Genomic DNA, 15583 nt, shown 5'->3' on the forward strand with positions numbered 1-15583 from the left:
GCTTTTGCCGGGCACGCTTTAGGATTCTCCTTAGGTCAGCGAGGCGCTAAGCCAGACGGCAGAAGGGCTGCCAGCGGGGTCATCCCCCGTGCCAGATTGCTGAGCAGCCTAAACCGCCTCCATGACGGCCAGATGACATTCCGGCCCGGCCATTGACTCTTTTTTGGACCGGCGTTTTGTTAAATGGTGCCTTAATGAGCAGGGATATTCGCACTATCATTAGGTTTGTCATAAAATCCAGACGGATTTATTGATAACATTAATGGATAAAGTGTGAAAATTTCCCGTTTAGCCTTGTTGCCACTGATGGCCGGTACACTGTTTAGCCAGTTGGCGGCAGCCGATACCTTTTCTCTGGGGGCGTCCGCGCTGGTCAGCCCAAACCCATACCGTAGCGAGCAGGACCGGGTCTATCCGGTGCCGGTGGTGAACTACGAGAGTGATAAATTCTTCTTCCGCAGCCTGATGGCCGGGTACTACCTGTGGAAAGACCCGACCCACCAGCTCAGCATCAATGCCCTCTACTCGCCGCTGCACTTCTCACCAAGTGACAGCGACAATGACCAGATGGAGCGCCTGAACAAGCGCCGCGCCACGCTGATGGCTGGCCTGGGTTATAGTTACAACGCTGACTGGGGCACCCTGCGTACGCTCTTCACTGGTGACACGCTGGACAACAGCAACGGGCTGGTGGGCGACGTCGCCTACCTCTACCGCTTCAAACAGCAGAACTGGAGCCTGACCCCGGCCGTGGGCGTCACCTGGAACAGCAAAAACCAGAACCGCTACTACTACGGCGTCAGCAGCGATGAGTCGCGCCGCAGCGGTCTGGATAGCTACCACCCGGATGACAGCTTCACGCCTTACGTTGAGCTGTCGGCCACCTACCAGATCTCCCCGCAGTGGAACGCCTTCGCCATGGGCCGCTACGTGCGCCTCTCTGATGAAGTGAAAGATAGCCCGATGGTGGACAAATCCTGGACCGGTATTCTCTGGACGGGTGTGACCTACACCTTCTGACCAGAGTGCTGGTGAAATGACCAAACGGGGCTACGGCCCCGTTTTTTATTGCTACGCTGAACGCTACAAACCAGCATCAGGAGGCGCAATGTCAGAGAAACATGTCACACTCCCGGATGGGACACGGCTGCCAGCCATCGGGCAGGGAAGCTGGAACATGGGCGAACGCCCAGAGCAGCGCCCGGCCGAGGTGCGCGCGTTACAGCAGGGGCTGGACGCGGGCCTGACGCTGATCGACACGGCGGAGATGTATGCCGATGGCGGGGCGGAGGAGGTGGTGGGGCAGGCAATCGCCGGGCGGCGCGAGGAGGCGTTTATCGTCTCCAAGGTCTACCCGCACCATGCCGCCGGCCACAAGGCGGTGCAGGCCTGTGAAAACAGCCTGCGGCGGCTGAAGATTGAGCAGATCGATCTCTACCTGTTGCACTGGCGGGGCAGTGCCAGACTGGAGGAGACCATTGCGGCGATGGAGAAGCTGCAACAGAGCGGCAAGATTGCCCGCTGGGGCGTCTCGAATCTGGACACGGACGAGATGGAGACGCTGTGGCGTTTGCCCGGCGGTGACCAGTGCCAGACCAATCAGGTGCTCTACCATGCGGCCTCGCGGGGCATTGAGTTTGACCTGCTACCTTGGTGCGGCGAGCACGCGCTTCCGGTGATGGCCTACTGCCCGCTGGCACAGGCGGGCCAGCGTTTGCTGGAGGAGGGCACCCTCAATCGGCTGGCGGCGGAGCATGGCGTCAGCAGTGCCGAGGTGGCACTGGCATGGGTGATCCGTAATGGGCAGGTGATGGCGATACCCAAGGCGGTGCAGCCGCAGCACGTGGCGCAGAATGCCCGTGCGCTGGCGTTGACGCTGTCGCCCGAGGACATGCTGGCCATCAATCAGGCTTTCCCGCCGCCTGAGCGCAAGGTTCCGCTGGCCGTGATATAAAAAAAGGAGCCATCTGGCCCCTTTTTCATGCGTTACGCCGGGCGGCGCACTCGCAGGGTAGTAGCGAGGCGCGCCGGTTGGCCGGGTTTGCTCACCTGTGGCGTGCTGACGCAGCCGGTCTCCACACAGACCATGGTCTTGTAGCTGTCATCCGCCATGTCTGCCATGCTGGCAGAAAGCTCCGCGCCGGGGTTCCAGGCGATCACATCGCTGTGCTGGTGGTGCTCTACCTCAATCTCACGGTTTAATGCCGAATCAAGGATCAGACTGGTGGCCTGCGGCTGGGTGTAGACGCGATCAACGCGGCCGGGGAAGGTCAGGTCGCCCTGTTGTTCACCTTCGATGCCATCACGTACCTTGTCGATGTAGTGGTTGCCCAAACCACGTACCGCGACGGCGTCAATGTCGCCAATCTCAAAGTAGCTGTGCAGCGCGGCAGTGGTGGTGAAATCGCCGCTGGACTCCAGCTCGATATGGCAGGTAGCACCCAGCGTGAAGCGGGCCACCAGCGTAAAGGCGTGCGGCCACAGCTTACGGCTCTGCGGGTTGTCCTTCAGGGTGAAGGTGAGGGTGACACCCTCTGGCGTTTCGCTGTGGTCAGTGAACTCCCACGGCATATTGCGCGCGAAGCCATGCGATGGCTTGCCTGCCGGGCCAAACCACGGCCAGCAGATTGGCACGCCGCCACGGATGGCGGTGCCCGGCTCGTAGGCGCTATTGGCGCTCAGCCACAAGACCGGCTGTTCTCCCGCCGGTTGCCATGCCAGCAGGTGCGCGCCCTGCAAGGCCACGGCGGCATGGCACAGCGGATGATCCACCACGATCACCGGCAGTTGGTCGAGCTGGCGCTCACTGATAGTAGCGGTAATGGGTTTGATTACAGGAAGGGTAAAAATGTGCTGATTCATCGTCATCTCCTTTCAACAAGAAAACATGCCCGGTCTGGGGCCACACCAATAAAAAAGGCGACTTAGCGTCGCCTTTTCTTACTCTGACTGGATGCTCACTTATTTGGAGATGTGGGCAATCAGGTCCAGAACTTTGTTGGAGTAGCCAGTTTCGTTGTCGTACCAGGAAACCAGTTTCACAAAGTTGTCGTTCAGTGCGATACCTGCTTTCGCGTCGAACACGGAAGTCAGTTTTTCGCCGTTGAAGTCAGTGGAAACCACTTCGTCTTCGGTGTAACCCAGCACGCCTTTCAGCTCGCCTTCGGCAGCAGATTTGATGGCTTCACAGATCTGAGCGTAGGTTGCCGGTTTTTCCAGACGAGCAGTCAGGTCAACCACGGAAACGTTGGTGGTCGGTACGCGGAACGCCATACCGGTCAGTTTGCCGTTCAGCTCAGGGATAACTTTACCCACGGCCTTGGCTGCGCCAGTAGAGGACGGGATGATGTTCTGGGATGCGCCGCGGCCGCCGCGCCAGTCTTTGTGGGACGGGCCATCAACGGTTTTCTGGGTAGCGGTGGTCGCGTGAACGGTGGTCATCAGCGCTTCAACGATACCGAAGTTGTCGTTGATCACTTTCGCCAGCGGTGCCAGGCAGTTGGTGGTGCAAGAGGCGTTGGACACGATGTCCTGGCCTTCGTAGGCTTTGTGGTTAACGCCCATGACGAACATCGGGGTGTTGTCTTTGGACGGGCCAGTCAGCACCACTTTTTTCGCGCCAGCGGTGATGTGTTTACGGGCAGTTTCGTCGGTCAGGAAGATACCGGTCGCTTCTGCTACCACGTCAACATTGACTTCGTTCCACTTCAGGTTAGCCGGGTCTTTTTCAGAGGTACAACGGATGGTTTTACCGTTAACGACCAGGTGACCGTCCTGTACTTCTACCGTCCCGTTGAAGCGACCGTGAGTAGAGTCATACTTCAGCATGTAAGCCATGTACTCTGCGTCCAACAGGTCGTTGATAGCAACGATCTCGATGTCAGAGCGTTCTTGAGCAGCACGGAAAACAATGCGACCGATACGGCCAAAACCGTTGATACCTACTTTGATAGTCATATATTCCACCAGCTATTTGTTAGTGAATAAAAGGTTGGTTGTAAAATTACAAAAACCTTAACGAGCGTCAAGCGGAATCGTGTCAATTGTTGCTATAAGTCAAAGCTACCTACCCCGATTGTACGCTTATCACCCGCCCCGGTTTTTGCCGGCTCTCTGCGTTTCTGACAACACAAAAGCTGTGAAAGAGCCGCCCCGCCTACATATATGTGATCGGCATCACACATCATGTGCGCGTTGCCTTTATGGCATCAAGTTTAGGCCAAAATAGGCTGTGTGGTTGTTAATTTTTTGTTATTATTAAACGTTATCTTATTTGCAATGTCGTCAGCATAAGAAGGGCCATCATGACCAAAGAGAACGAACAGGCAGAAAACCCTATCCAACTCAGTGAGATCCAACGCTATGTCACCCAACAGCGTGGCACTGAGGCCCCCTATACTGGTAAGTTGTTGCACAACGAGCGTGAAGGGATCTACCACTGTCTGTGTTGCAATGCGCCCCTGTTTTACTCTGATGCCAAGTATGATTCCGGCTGCGGTTGGCCCAGTTTTTATGAGCCGGTACGTGATGATTCGATTAAATATATTGATGATTATTCACACAACATGCACCGTATCGAGATCCGCTGCGCACAGTGTGATGCCCACCTTGGCCATGTTTTCCCCGATGGGCCGCAACCCACGGGTGAACGCTACTGTGTCAATTCTGCGTCACTGAGCTTCACCGATGGCGAAAGCGGCGAAAAAACCGCAGGCTAATGGCCACGTCTGGTTAACAAAATCGATTCAGCCAATTATTCATTGGTGCGCCGAAAAGAGGAATAAATGCGTGGAAATAGATGATCTGATTGCTGCCATGACCCCGGAAATTTACCAGCGTCTGGTGCAGGCGGTAGAGCTGGGCAAGTGGCCGGATGGCGTACCGCTGACCGAGGCGCAGAAAGAGAACAGTTTGCAGGCGGTGATGCTCTATCAGGCCCGCCACAACCAGGATGCACAGCACATGACCATCAACACCGACGGCCAGTTGGTGATGAAGAGCAAGCAGCAGCTGAAGCAGGAGTTTGGCATCACTTCGCCGCTGGCAACGCTTAAGCCACAGTAATAGGGCGCGCGGCCACCGCGCCCCCTTGATCAGTGCGCGCCCATCTCAAAGCTTTTCAGCGCAATCAGGTGCGCGCCCTGTTGCTGCATCTCCTCAAACGCCCGCTCGCTGTCATCCGGTTGCAGGTTGACCCCGCGGCACCCCTCGGTGATCAGTGAGGTGGTATAGCCGAGCGCCAGCGCGTCCAGCACGCTGTACTTCACGCAGTAGTCGGTAGCCAGCCCCATCACCACCAGCGTGGTGATCCCTTTCCCCTTCAGCCAGCTGTCCAGTTCCGTCTCGGTGCGGCGTCCATTGTCAAAGAAGGCGCTGTAGCTATCGATGTCCGGGTTCTGCCCCTTGCGGAATACCTGATCGATGCCCGCCAGATTGAGATCCGGATGGAAATCCGCCCCCGGCTGATCCTGTACGCAGTGCACCGGCCACCACACCTGTGGCAATCCCTCCAGCGTGCCGAGCGTGCCGGGCGCCTCACCAGCGTGGATGGCGAAACTGCGGTGGGAAGCCGGGTGCCAGTCCTGGCTGGCGACCACCGGCCAGCCGCGTCGGCGACAGACCTCAATGGCCTGATTGGCGACGGCAATCACCTGGTCACCCTCCTGCACGGCCAACGCGCCGCCGGGGCAGAAGTCATTCTGTAGGTCAATCAGCAACAGTGCGGTACTCATAAACGCTCCTTGGTGATTAGCGGGGGAAAGGGCCGGGCGGCAGCGCCCGGCAAAGGGCATCAGACGACGTCAGTCAGCTCGCCGCGCAGATTTTGCTGCATCAGGGTGCGGATCTCCTCGGGGGAGAAGGGCTGGCTCAGCAGGAAGTGCAGCTTGGTCAGTGCCGCTTCCACGGTCATGTCAAAGCCGCTGATCACGCCAGCATGGGCCAACGCGTTGCCGGTGGCGTAGCCGCCCATGTTGACGCGGCCGGTCATGCACTGGGTCAGGTTGACCACCACGATGCCGCGCTCAGAGGCTTGACGCAACTCATCCAGCAGCGCGGGTTTCTGCGGCGCATTGCCAACGCCGTAGGAGCGCAGGATCAGCGCCTTCACCGGCTGGCGCAGGAAGTTGCTCACCACTTCGCCGGAGATACCCGGATAGATGGTGACCACGCCGATCGGCTGCGGCGTGATGTGGTGCACCTTCAGCGGTGCGGCGGCGGCGGGCAGGGTCGGCGTCGCCAGCCGGCGGATATGGATGCCAGCTTCCAGCAGCGGCGCCAGGTTGGGCGAGGCGAAGGCGTCGAAGCCATCGGCATGGGCCTTGGTGGTGCGGTTGCCGCGATAGAGCTTATTGTTGAAGAACAGGCACACCTCTTTCACCGGGTGGTTGGCCGCCAGGTAGAGGGAGTTGAGCAGGTTGATCTGGCCGTCAGAGCGCAGCGCCTCCAGCGGGATCTGCGAGCCGGTGACGATCACGGGCTTGTCGAGGTTCTCCAGCATGAAGGAGAGCGCCGAGGCGGTGAAGGCCATGGTGTCGGTGCCATGCAGGATCACAAAGCCATCATACTCATCGTAGCGCTGGCGGATGTCATCGGCGATATGCTGCCAATCCTCTGGCGTCATGTCCGAGGAGTCAATCAGCGGGGCGTACTCATGGATGGTGAAATCCGGCATCTCCGGGCGGTGGAACTCCGGCATGGCGGCCAGCAGCCGTTGCAGGTGGCCGGAAACCGGCACATAGCCCTGATCGGAGCGCTGCATACCAATGGTGCCGCCGGTGTAGGCGACGTAAATCGATTTCTTTTTCATAGGAAGGTCTTAATTACGCTTACGGGAATCCAACAAAGTATAAGGGCCAACGCCCCGAAAAAAAGCCCGGCATGACCGGGCTTGCATCGGGGGGACAGATTATTTCACGTCACCACAGGTCAGGCAGAAGGCATACCGGTTCTGCGGGTCGTTCAGGGTGGTGAACAGGCCCGGCTGCTGCTTCATGGCGGTGGCCAGCGCCGTCAGCGGGGCGGGGATCCACGCCTGCATCGCCTGTGGCAGTACCGCCTGCACCGAGGCGCTCATCTGCGAGAAGATCAGGTCGCTGAAACTCGGGTCTTCAACAAACCAGTTCAGCTGCCAGGCTGGCAATTTCGCCAGTTCGGCGGCCTTCTTCACCGCGTCATCGAAGTCACCCAGCTCATCGACCAGCCCGTTGCTCTTGGCATCCACGCCCAGCCAGACATGGCCTTGGGCGATCTGGTCAATCTGCTCGGGTGTCTTGTTGCGCGCGGTGGCCACCAGTCCCAGGAAGGTGCGATAACCGCTCTCAATATTGAGCTGCATCATCTGCGCGAACTCCGGCGGCAGGGCCTTGGTGACCGCCAGATCCGCCAGCGGCGAGGTGGCAACGCCGTCGGTGTGCACGCCAATGCCATCAAGGGAGTTCTCGAAGGTGTTCACCACGCCGAAGATGCCGATGGAGCCGGTCAGGGTGCTCGGGCTGGCGACGATGTAGTTGGCGGGCGTTGAGATCCAGTAGCCACCGGAGGCCGCCATGCCGCCCATGGATACCACCACCGGTTTGCCGGCGGCGCGTGCGGCGGCCAGCTCCTCGCGAATCACCTCAGAGGCGCTGACGCTGCCGCCGGGGCTGTTGACGCGCAGCACGATGGCCTTGATTTTGTCATCCAGACGCGCCTGGCGGATCTGGGCCGCGGTGGTATCGCCCCCGACGGAGCCGGGTTCTTCCTGGCCGTCGATGATGGCACCATTGGCGAAGATCACCGCAATCTGCGGCTGGGTGTTGGTGGGCTGCGGCGCAGGCTGGTAGTCGTAGATGCTGACTGCATTGATATCGTTCTGGCGCTTGTCCCAGCCGAACGCCTTAGTCAGTTCGCGCTCGACCTGCGCACGGCTCGCCAGTTCATCGACCAGCTTGTTCTTCAGCGCATACTGTGCGGTATCGCCATTCACCGCTTGCAGGCCCTGCAACACGCCACCCGCGCCGGGGAAGAGCTGGGCTGGGGTCAGCTGGCGGTTGGCCGCCACGGTGTTCAGGTAGTTCTGCCACAATCCACCGACCCAACGGCTGTCCGCCTCACGCGCGGCTGGCGACATATCGTCGCGGATCATCGGCTCGACCGCCGACTTATAGGTGCCGACGCGGAAGATATGGGTGCTCACCTTCAGCTTGTCGAGCAGGGACTTATAGTAGAGGGTATTGGTGGCGAAACCATGCAGATCGACCGTGCCCTGCGGCGACAGGAAGATCTTGGTGGCGTAGCTGGCCAGGTAGTATTGGGTCTGGTTATAGCTGTCGCCGATGGCATAGACCGGCTTGCCGCTGTCGCGGAACTCACGCAGCGCCTTGCCAATGTAGTTCAGCGAGGCCTGATCGGTGCCGGTGAAGTCATTCAGCGAGAGCACCAGCCCAGTGATATTCGGGTCGGTTTTGGCCTGACGCAGGGTCTCCACCAGATCAAACAGCGAGTTCTCCTGCAACCGTCCGCTGGAGGCCCCCAGCAGCTCGCGGCCCCACTGGCGCAGCTTATTGTTGACCGAGGGCTTGTCCACCACGCTGCCGCTGAGATCCACCAGCAGTGCGCCCTTGGTGAGGTTTTCTGCGGGCTTCGGCTGCAACTGGAAATAGATGCCGACCGCCACCAGAATCAGCAGGATCAGGAACAGGTTGAGAATGCATTCCCGGATAAAGTTGAGCAGGCGCCAGGTCCACCTGAAGAAACCGGCGATAATTCGCCACAATGTGCGCATGGGAACTCCAATAAGGGGAAAAAGTGTTGCTATCCTAATGACCCACCGGAAAAAAGTCAGCTTTAAATCGTCTCTTCCTGTTGCAGCTGTGTGGGCGGATGGCTGTCAGTGGTAACACACTTATAACCTATGTTAACGTGGCGCACATGCAAATGGTCATCAGGAGAAACCCATGGATGCTTTAGATCTGTTGTTGAACCGCCGCTCGGCCTCACGTCTGGCGGCCCCGGCCCCGGCGGGGGAGGTGCTGCAAAACATTATCCACGCCGGGCTGCGCGCGCCAGACCACGGCGGCCTGCAACCCTGGCGCTTTGTGATCGTCGAGAATGACGGACTCAACCGCTTCAGCCAGATCCTGCACAATGCCGCAGTGGCCGAGGGGATGGATGAGAAGGGCGTGGAGAAGGCGACGCAGGCTCCGTTCCGCGCACCCATGATCATCACGGTCGTGGCACACTGCAAAGAGAGCCAGAAAGTGCCGAAGTGGGAACAGGTGGTGTCCGCCGGTTGTGCGGTACAGGCGATGCAGATGGCGGCGCTGGCCCAAGGCTTCAACGGCATCTGGCGCTCCGGTGCCTGGACGGAAGATGAGGGCGTGCGCGCCGCGTTTGGCTGTGAGGAGGAGGATGAGATTGTTGGCTTCCTCTACCTGGGCACGCCGCAGCTCAAATCGGCGACCCACGTGGTGCCGCCGGACAGCAGCCAGTTCGTCAGCTACCTCTAAACCCAGCGGCCGCCTGTGTGGCCGCTGGCAAAATGCGCGGCCCGTTCCACATGGGCTGCCCATCCCTTACCAATCCGCCCGCCAGCCGTTATCCTATGCCAATTGCTCAATCCTGAAGGAGTGGAGATGAGACTGTTTCCCCTGAATAGGCCGCCTGTGGCGGCTGACTGCCCGGCCGCAGGTGACTGATGCGGTTGTTTATTGCTGAAAAACCGAGTTTGGGGCGCGCCATCGCGGACGTCCTGCCCAAGCCGCACCGCAAAGGTGACGGCTATATTGCCTGTGGCAATGACCAGGTGGTGACCTGGTGCATTGGCCACCTGCTGGAGACCGCGCAGCCAGATGCCTACAATGAGCGCTACGCCCGGTGGTCGCTGGCGGATCTGCCGATCATCCCGCAAAAGTGGCTGTTGCAGCCGCGCCCATCCGTCACCAAGCAGCTGAATGTGATCAAGGGCCTGCTGAAGCAGGCTGACGAAGTGATCCACGCTGGCGACCCGGATCGCGAGGGGCAGTTGCTGGTGGATGAGGTGCTGGAGTACCTCGAACTGGCCCCGGAGAAGCGCCAGCAGGCGAAGCGCTGCCTGATCAATGACCTCAACCCGCAGGCGGTGACGCGCGCGGTGGAGCGGCTGCGCGATAACCGCGACTTTGTGCCGCTCTGCGTCTCAGCGCTGGCGCGGTCGCGCGCCGACTGGCTCTACGGCATCAACATGACCCGCGCCTACACGCTGCTGGGGCGCAACGCCGGTTACGACGGCGTGCTGTCAGTTGGCCGGGTGCAGACGCCGGTGCTGGGGCTGGTGGTGCGGCGCGATGAGGAGATCGAGAACTTCGTGCCGAAGGACTTCTTTGAGGTCAAGGCGCACATCGTCACACCGGCCGAGGAGCGCTTCACCGCCCTCTGGCAGCCGAGTGACGCCTGCGAGCCGTACCAGGATGAGGAGGGTCGCCTGCTGCACCGCCCGCTGGCAGAGCATGTGGTGAAGCGTATCGAGGGCCAGCCGGCGCAGGTGACCGGCTACAGCGACAAGCGTGAGTCGGAAACAGCGCCGCTGCCGTTCTCGCTGTCGGCGTTACAGATTGAGGCGGCCAAGCGTTTTGGCCTGAGTGCGCAACAGGTGCTGGACGCCTGCCAGCGGCTGTATGAGACGCACAAACTGATCACCTATCCGCGCTCTGACTGCCGCTACCTGCCGGAGGAGCACTTTGCTGGCCGACAGGGCGTGCTGAAGGCGATCGGCGTGCATGCCCGTGACCTGCTGCCGCAGCCCGCGGTGGACAGCAACCGGCGCAATCGTTGCTGGGATGACAAAAAGGTGGATGCCCACCACGCCATCATCCCTACCGCCCGCAGCAGCGCGGTGTCGCTGAGCCAGGACGAGGCGCGGGTCTACCAGCTGATTGCGCGCCAGTACCTGATGCAGTTCTGCGCCGACGCGGTCTATCGCAAGTGCGTCATTGACCTCGAGATCGCTGGCGGGGTGTTTGTCGCCAAGGCGCGCTTCCTGGCCGAGGCGGGCTGGCGGGCGCTGCTGGGGGCAAAGGAGCGCGATGATGAGAATGAGGGTGCGCCGCTGCCGGTGGTGGCAAAGGGCGACACGCTACAGTGTGAGCGTGGCGAGGTGGTAGAGCGCCAGACGCAGCCACCGCGCCCCTTCACCGACGCGACCCTACTGTCAGCGATGACCGGCATCGCGCGCTTTGTGCAGGACAAGGCGCTGAAGAAGATTCTGCGCGCCACCGATGGGCTGGGCACCGAGGCCACGCGCGCTGGCATCATTGAGCTGCTGTTCAAGCGCGCCTTCCTGCACAAGCAGGGGCGCTTTATCCATGCCAGCGAGACCGGGCGGGCGCTGATCCACTCATTGCCGGACATTGCCGCCCGGCCGGACATGACCGCCAACTGGGAGGCGACGCTGACCAAAATCAGTGAAAAGAGCTGCCGTTATCAGGAGTTCATGCAGCCGCTGGAAGCGACGTTGCAGGATCTGATTCAGCAGGCCAAACAGAACGGCGCGTCACCGGCCTTCCGCCGGCTGCCACCTGCGCCCTCAGCGGGCAAGAAGCGCAAACCCCGCAGCGCCAAACCGACCAAAGCAAAGGAGAAGGGATGAAAATCTGGCAATTGATGGCGCTTGGCGGCGCGGCACTGATGCTGGCGCTGCCCGCGTCGGCGCATCGCCACGAGGAGCCAGCCACCGGCACTGGCACGACGGGCAATGTCGATGCGGTGGTGTCACTGGATGGCTGGGGCGGGGCGTCCAACAGCCCGCCCTGCACGCGTTGCTGCGTCTACCAGGATGAGCGTTACTCCGAGGGGGCGTTGCTGAAGGTGGAGGGGGAGCTGTTGCAGTGCGCCCGCGACCCGCAGGTCGTGGGCACCAATGATCTGATCTGGCAACGGGTGAAGTAGGTTTTAGCGCCCGGTGTGGGCGCGCCAGGCCGCCAGCAGCGGAATGTCTGCCGGGGGCAGGTCGTAGTGTGCGGCCTGCTCCGGCGTGACCCACACCAGCGCCTGATGGCAACTCAGGCGCAGCGTCCCGTGCCAGACCGGCACCCGCCAGGCGTGCAGGCGGATCTCCCGGTCGCCCTGTTGCCAGCACTCGCTGGCGACATACTCACCCACCTCGGCCTCGATGCCCAGCTCCTCGGCCAGTTCGCGCGCCAGCGCCTGTGGCTGGCTCTCGCCCGGCTCCACCTTGCCGCCGGGAAACTCCCAGCGCCCAGGCTGATCGCGCGAGCCATCCCGTTGCGCCAGCAGCAGCAGGCCGTCGCGCTCCAGAATGCCCGCCACCACATTAATCGATCTCATCGCCTCTCCCGAATTACAGCGCGAACTCTGCCCATACCGGCGCATGGTCAGAGGGCTTCTCCATCGCACGGATGTCGTAGTCGATGCCGGTGGCGATGCAGCGCGCCGCCAGGGGGGCGTTGGCCATCACCAGATCGATGCGCAGCCCGCGGTTTTCATCAAAGCCGCGTGAGCGGTAGTCGAACCAGGAGAAGCGGTCGTTGACCTCCGGGTGGGCGGCGCGGAAGGTGTCCACCAGCCCCCAGCTCTGCAGGCGCGCCATCCACTCGCGCTCTTCCGGCAGGAAGGAGCACTTGCCGCCACGCAGCCAGCGCTTGCGGCTCTCTTCACCGATGCCGATGTCCAGATCGGTGGGGCTGATGTTCATGTCGCCCATCACCAGCACCGGGTTATCAGTGGAGAGGGAGTGCTCAAGGTAGCTCTGCAAGTCGCGGTAGAACTTCTCTTTGGCCGGGAACTTGGTGGGGTGGTCGCGGCTCTCGCCCTGTGGGAAGTAACCGTTGATCACCGTCAGCACGCCCTGGCTGGTCTGGAAGTCCGCCATAATGATGCGGCGCTGCGCCTCTTCATCATCGGTCGGGAAACCGCGGCGCACCGCCAGCGGTGCCTCACGGCTCAGCAGCGCCACGCCGTAGTGGCCTTTCTGGCCGTGGTAGAAGACGTGGTAACCGTGGCGGCTCACCTCCTCCAGCGGGAACATGTCATCGTGCACCTTGGTCTCCTGCAGGCCGATAACGTCTGGCTGGTGCTGTTCGATAAGGGCAGCAAGCTGGTGCGGGCGGGCGCGCAGCCCATTGATGTTGAAAGAGATAAACTTCATAGTCAAAGCCGTTCTGAATCTGAGAGTGAGCGGATGGTAGCAGATTCGCCCGGCGCGATCATCCGCGCGCGGCGTGAGGGTGATTTTCCTGTATTTCAGTGGCGCTCCTGTTTACCCTGTCTGCCTTTCAATGCCCGTTAAAGGAGAAATACCATGGAGATTACAATCCGCCCCGCTGAAGTGCGTGACGCCGCCGCCATCTACAACATGATTGTTGAGCTGGCGGTATATGAAAAAGCCCCGCATGAGGTGGTGACCGATGAGGCCGGCATCGCCGCCTCGCTGTTTGGGCCGGACAGCCACACCGAGGCGCTGATCTGTGAGGTGGAGGGGAAGGTGGCTGGCTACGCGGTCTTCTTCACCAGCTACTCCACCTGGCTTGGCCGCAACGGCATCTACCTGGAAGATCTCTACATCTCCCCCAATTTCCGCGGCACTGGCGCGGGCAAAACGCTGCTGAAGCGGGTGGCCCAACTGGCCGTGGCGCGCGGCTGTGGCCGGCTGGAGTGGAGCGTGCTGGACTGGAACCAGCCAGCCATCGACTTCTATGAGCGCCTTGGTGCGGTGGCGCAGAGCGAATGGGTACGCTACCGGATGGAAGGGGAAGTATTGCGCGCCTTTGGCCAGCCAGATTCGGCGGCCTGAGCGGGCGTATGCTTCCCGTGACAGTCACAGTCCTGCAAACTTGACGCGGCTGGCAGGGGATTGGCCGCGCATCCTGTCAAAAAAGGCGCAATTTATGGTGTGAAATCTCGCCATCAGGCGCAATAGTAGGCATCCAGTTTAAAACTCTGGTTATTGTGTCAACATTTTGTGACAGATAACTTCTTCCGGCGCGACGGGAGGAGTATGATGCCGGAAGTGATTCTGATCCTGCTGGAAGGTATGCCAATGCGTTTGGAAGTATTTTGTGAGGACCGCCTGGGTCTGGCCCGGGAACTGCTCGATCTGCTGGTGCTGCGCCGCATCGATTTGCAGGGCATCGAGATTGCGCCAATTGGCCGCATCTACCTCAATTTTGCCCAGCTTGATTTCGATACCTTCCGCGCCCTGATGGCCGAGATCCGCCGCATTGACGGCGTAACCGACGTGCGCACCGTGCCGTTTTTGCCCTCGGAGCGCGAGCACCGCGCCCTGCGCGCGCTGCTGGAGTCGATGCCGGAGCCGGTCTTCTCCATCGACATGCGCGGCAAGATGGAGCAGGCCAACCCGGCGGCGCAGGCGCTGTTCGGGCTGGATGAGGATAAAATCCGCAACCACACTGCTGCCAGCCTGATTGGCGGCTTCAACTTCACCCGCTGGCTGGAGCAGGAGCGGGTGCAGACCCAATCCGAGCGGGTGGTGATCCGCAATCAGGACTTCCTGCTGGAGATCACCCCGATCCACCTGGATGACGAAAACCGCGCCCCGGCGGCGGTCGGTGCGGTGGTGATGCTGAAATCCACCGCCCGCATGGGGCGGCAGTTGCAGAACCTGGCGGTCAATGATGACAGCGAGTTCAACCACATTGTGGCCGTCAGCCCGAAGATGCGGCAGGTGCTGGATCAGGCGCGCAAGCTGGCGATGCTCGACGCGCCCTTGCTGATTATCGGCGACACCGGCACCGGCAAGGATCTGCTGGCGCGCGCCTGCCACCTGCGTAGCCCGCGCGGCAAGCAGCCGTTCCTTGGCCTCAACTGCGCCTCGCTGCCGGATGACGTGGTAGAGAGCGAGCTGTTTGGCTATGCCGCCGGTGCCTACCCGAACGCCCTGGAGGGCAAGAAGGGCTTCTTCGAGCAGGCCAACGGCGGCACCGTGCTGCTGGATGAGATTGGCGAGATGTCGCCACGGATGCAGATCAAGCTGCTGCGCTTCCTCAATGACGGCACGTTCCGCCGTGTCGGTGAGGAGCATGAGGTGCACGTCGACGTGCGGGTGATCTGCGCCACGCAGAAAAACCTGCTGGAGCTGGTGCAGCGCGGCGAGTTCCGTGAGGATCTCTACTACCGCCTCAACGTGCTGACCCTCAACCTGCCACCGCTGCGCGAGCGTCCGGCGGACATCATGCCGCTGACGGAGCTGTTCGTGGCACGCTTTGCCGATGAGCAGGGGGTGGCGCGGCCGAAACTGGCGGCAGGGCTGGCCGCCTTCCTGACCCATTATGGCTGGCCGGGCAACGTGCGCCAGTTAAAGAACGCCATCTACCGCGCCCTGACCCAGCTGGAGGGGCATGAGCTGCGGCCGCAGGATATCGCGCTGCCGGAGTTTGACAGCGACCTGGCGATGAGCGAGGAGGCGCTGGATGGCTCACTGGATGAGATCAGCAAGCGCTTTGAGCGTTCGGTACTGACGCGCCTCTACCGCTCCTACCCCAGTACCCGCAAGTTGGCGAAGCGGCTGGGGGTCTCCCATACCGCCATCGCCAACAAGCTGCGCGAGTATGGGCTGGGCAACAAACGCGGCGGTGACGCGGAAGAATAA

Annotated in this window: 16 protein-coding genes; 9 read left to right on the top strand and 7 right to left on the bottom strand. The window is 61.1% G+C overall.

Annotated elements, in window-relative coordinates; translation table 11 throughout:
* Positions 1–306 precede the first annotated feature (306 nt).
* Both C1N62_RS08025 and C1N62_RS08030 read left to right on the top strand, forming a co-directional pair.
* Positions 307–1020, top strand: a complete 714-nt coding sequence (locus tag C1N62_RS08025) for a MipA/OmpV family protein (RefSeq protein WP_137764952.1) — start codon at positions 307–309, stop codon at positions 1018–1020.
* An 88-nt stretch (positions 1021–1108) separates the two neighbouring features.
* Positions 1109–1954 (top strand): aldo/keto reductase, encoded by an 846-nt coding sequence (locus tag C1N62_RS08030; protein ID WP_137763134.1) that lies wholly within the window; start codon positions 1109–1111, stop codon positions 1952–1954.
* A 32-nt stretch (positions 1955–1986) separates the two neighbouring features.
* Here C1N62_RS08030 and C1N62_RS08035 read toward each other — a convergent pair whose 3' ends face one another.
* Together C1N62_RS08035 and gapA are read right to left on the bottom strand one after the other, a co-directional pair.
* Complete coding sequence (locus C1N62_RS08035) at positions 1987–2862, bottom strand: D-hexose-6-phosphate mutarotase (protein ID WP_137763135.1); 876 nt, start codon at positions 2860–2862, stop codon at positions 1987–1989.
* A 99-nt stretch (positions 2863–2961) separates the two neighbouring features.
* Entirely contained in the window at positions 2962–3957 is a 996-nt protein-coding gene (gene gapA, locus C1N62_RS08040) for a glyceraldehyde-3-phosphate dehydrogenase (protein ID WP_168195836.1), read from the bottom strand.
* A 347-nt stretch (positions 3958–4304) separates the two neighbouring features.
* Here gapA and msrB point away from each other — a divergent pair, with 347 nt between their 5' ends.
* Both msrB and C1N62_RS08050 read left to right on the top strand, forming a co-directional pair.
* Complete coding sequence (gene msrB / locus C1N62_RS08045; RefSeq protein WP_137763137.1) at positions 4305–4718, top strand: peptide-methionine (R)-S-oxide reductase MsrB; 414 nt, start codon at positions 4305–4307, stop codon at positions 4716–4718.
* A 70-nt stretch (positions 4719–4788) separates the two neighbouring features.
* A complete protein-coding gene (locus C1N62_RS08050) occupies positions 4789–5064 on the top strand; it encodes a YeaC family protein (protein WP_137763138.1) in 276 nt (91 codons plus the stop codon).
* A gap of 29 nt (positions 5065–5093) precedes the next feature.
* On the opposite strand, the gene pncA is transcribed toward C1N62_RS08050, so the two are convergent.
* The 3 genes from pncA to sppA all read right to left on the bottom strand — a co-directional run bounded on the left by pncA (position 5094) and on the right by sppA (position 8764).
* The gene (gene pncA, locus C1N62_RS08055) at positions 5094–5732 is read right to left on the bottom strand and encodes a bifunctional nicotinamidase/pyrazinamidase (protein WP_137763139.1); all 639 of its coding nucleotides are present in this window, start codon (positions 5730–5732) and stop codon (positions 5094–5096) included.
* A gap of 59 nt (positions 5733–5791) precedes the next feature.
* Positions 5792–6808, bottom strand: coding sequence for an asparaginase (ansA, locus tag C1N62_RS08060; protein WP_137763140.1), 1017 nt, complete (start codon positions 6806–6808; stop codon positions 5792–5794).
* 99 nt (positions 6809–6907) lie between these two features.
* Positions 6908–8764 carry a signal peptide peptidase SppA gene (gene sppA, locus C1N62_RS08065; RefSeq protein WP_137763141.1) on the bottom strand — a complete coding sequence of 619 codons (1857 nt, stop codon included), beginning with the start codon at positions 8762–8764 and terminating at the stop codon, positions 6908–6910.
* Positions 8765–8936: 172 nt separating this feature from the next.
* Here sppA and C1N62_RS08070 point away from each other — a divergent pair, with 172 nt between their 5' ends.
* From C1N62_RS08070 to C1N62_RS08080, 3 genes are all read left to right on the top strand, one after another.
* Positions 8937–9488 carry an NAD(P)H nitroreductase gene (locus tag C1N62_RS08070; RefSeq protein ID WP_137763142.1) on the top strand — a complete coding sequence of 184 codons (552 nt, stop codon included), beginning with the start codon at positions 8937–8939 and terminating at the stop codon, positions 9486–9488.
* 188 nt (positions 9489–9676) lie between these two features.
* A complete protein-coding gene (locus tag C1N62_RS08075) occupies positions 9677–11605 on the top strand; it encodes a DNA topoisomerase III (protein WP_168195837.1) in 1929 nt (642 codons plus the stop codon).
* Entirely contained in the window at positions 11602–11904 is a 303-nt protein-coding gene (locus tag C1N62_RS08080; RefSeq protein WP_240775753.1) for a DUF1496 domain-containing protein, read from the top strand. The genes C1N62_RS08075 and C1N62_RS08080 overlap by 4 nt, the downstream gene beginning before the upstream one ends.
* Positions 11905–11907: 3 nt before the next feature.
* On the opposite strand, the gene C1N62_RS08085 is transcribed toward C1N62_RS08080, so the two are convergent.
* Together C1N62_RS08085 and xthA are read right to left on the bottom strand one after the other, a co-directional pair.
* Entirely contained in the window at positions 11908–12303 is a 396-nt protein-coding gene (locus C1N62_RS08085; RefSeq protein ID WP_137763144.1) for a pyrimidine (deoxy)nucleoside triphosphate diphosphatase, read from the bottom strand.
* A gap of 13 nt (positions 12304–12316) precedes the next feature.
* On the bottom strand, positions 12317–13123 hold the full coding sequence (xthA, locus tag C1N62_RS08090; protein WP_137763145.1) for an exodeoxyribonuclease III: 807 nt from the start codon (positions 13121–13123) through the stop codon (positions 12317–12319).
* A 153-nt stretch (positions 13124–13276) separates the two neighbouring features.
* Here xthA and C1N62_RS08095 point away from each other — a divergent pair, with 153 nt between their 5' ends.
* Together C1N62_RS08095 and tyrR are read left to right on the top strand one after the other, a co-directional pair.
* Positions 13277–13768: a GNAT family N-acetyltransferase gene (locus tag C1N62_RS08095; RefSeq protein ID WP_137763146.1), complete on the top strand. Its 492-nt coding sequence runs from the start codon at positions 13277–13279 to the stop codon at positions 13766–13768.
* Between the two features lie 246 nt (positions 13769–14014).
* Complete coding sequence (tyrR, locus tag C1N62_RS08100) at positions 14015–15583, top strand: transcriptional regulator TyrR (RefSeq protein ID WP_137764954.1); 1569 nt, start codon at positions 14015–14017, stop codon at positions 15581–15583.

Origin of the sequence: Nissabacter sp. SGAir0207 (assembly GCF_005491205.1) — a bacterium.
Lineage (GTDB): Bacteria > Pseudomonadota > Gammaproteobacteria > Enterobacterales > Enterobacteriaceae > Chimaeribacter.

Bases quoted from the DNA above. Each gene is read 5' to 3' on its own strand.
- C1N62_RS08075 (WP_168195837.1), top strand. From the start codon at position 9,677: ATGCGGTTGTTTATTGCTGAAAAACCGAGTTTGGGGCGCGCCATCGCG.
- ansA (WP_137763140.1), bottom strand. From the start codon at position 6,808: ATGAAAAAGAAATCGATTTACGTCGCCTACACCGGCGGCACCATTGGT.
- C1N62_RS08080 (WP_240775753.1), top strand. From the start codon at position 11,602: ATGAAAATCTGGCAATTGATGGCGCTTGGCGGCGCGGCACTGATGCTG.
- C1N62_RS08035 (WP_137763135.1), bottom strand. From the start codon at position 2,862: ATGAATCAGCACATTTTTACCCTTCCTGTAATCAAACCCATTACCGCT.
- C1N62_RS08030 (WP_137763134.1), top strand. From the start codon at position 1,109: ATGTCAGAGAAACATGTCACACTCCCGGATGGGACACGGCTGCCAGCC.
- C1N62_RS08025 (WP_137764952.1), top strand. From the start codon at position 307: ATGGCCGGTACACTGTTTAGCCAGTTGGCGGCAGCCGATACCTTTTCT.
- C1N62_RS08095 (WP_137763146.1), top strand. From the start codon at position 13,277: ATGGAGATTACAATCCGCCCCGCTGAAGTGCGTGACGCCGCCGCCATC.
- gapA (WP_168195836.1), bottom strand. From the start codon at position 3,957: ATGACTATCAAAGTAGGTATCAACGGTTTTGGCCGTATCGGTCGCATT.
- msrB (WP_137763137.1), top strand. From the start codon at position 4,305: ATGACCAAAGAGAACGAACAGGCAGAAAACCCTATCCAACTCAGTGAG.
- pncA (WP_137763139.1), bottom strand. From the start codon at position 5,732: ATGAGTACCGCACTGTTGCTGATTGACCTACAGAATGACTTCTGCCCC.
- C1N62_RS08085 (WP_137763144.1), bottom strand. From the start codon at position 12,303: ATGAGATCGATTAATGTGGTGGCGGGCATTCTGGAGCGCGACGGCCTG.
- C1N62_RS08070 (WP_137763142.1), top strand. From the start codon at position 8,937: ATGGATGCTTTAGATCTGTTGTTGAACCGCCGCTCGGCCTCACGTCTG.
- xthA (WP_137763145.1), bottom strand. From the start codon at position 13,123: ATGAAGTTTATCTCTTTCAACATCAATGGGCTGCGCGCCCGCCCGCAC.
- tyrR (WP_137764954.1), top strand. From the start codon at position 14,015: ATGCGTTTGGAAGTATTTTGTGAGGACCGCCTGGGTCTGGCCCGGGAA.
- sppA (WP_137763141.1), bottom strand. From the start codon at position 8,764: ATGCGCACATTGTGGCGAATTATCGCCGGTTTCTTCAGGTGGACCTGG.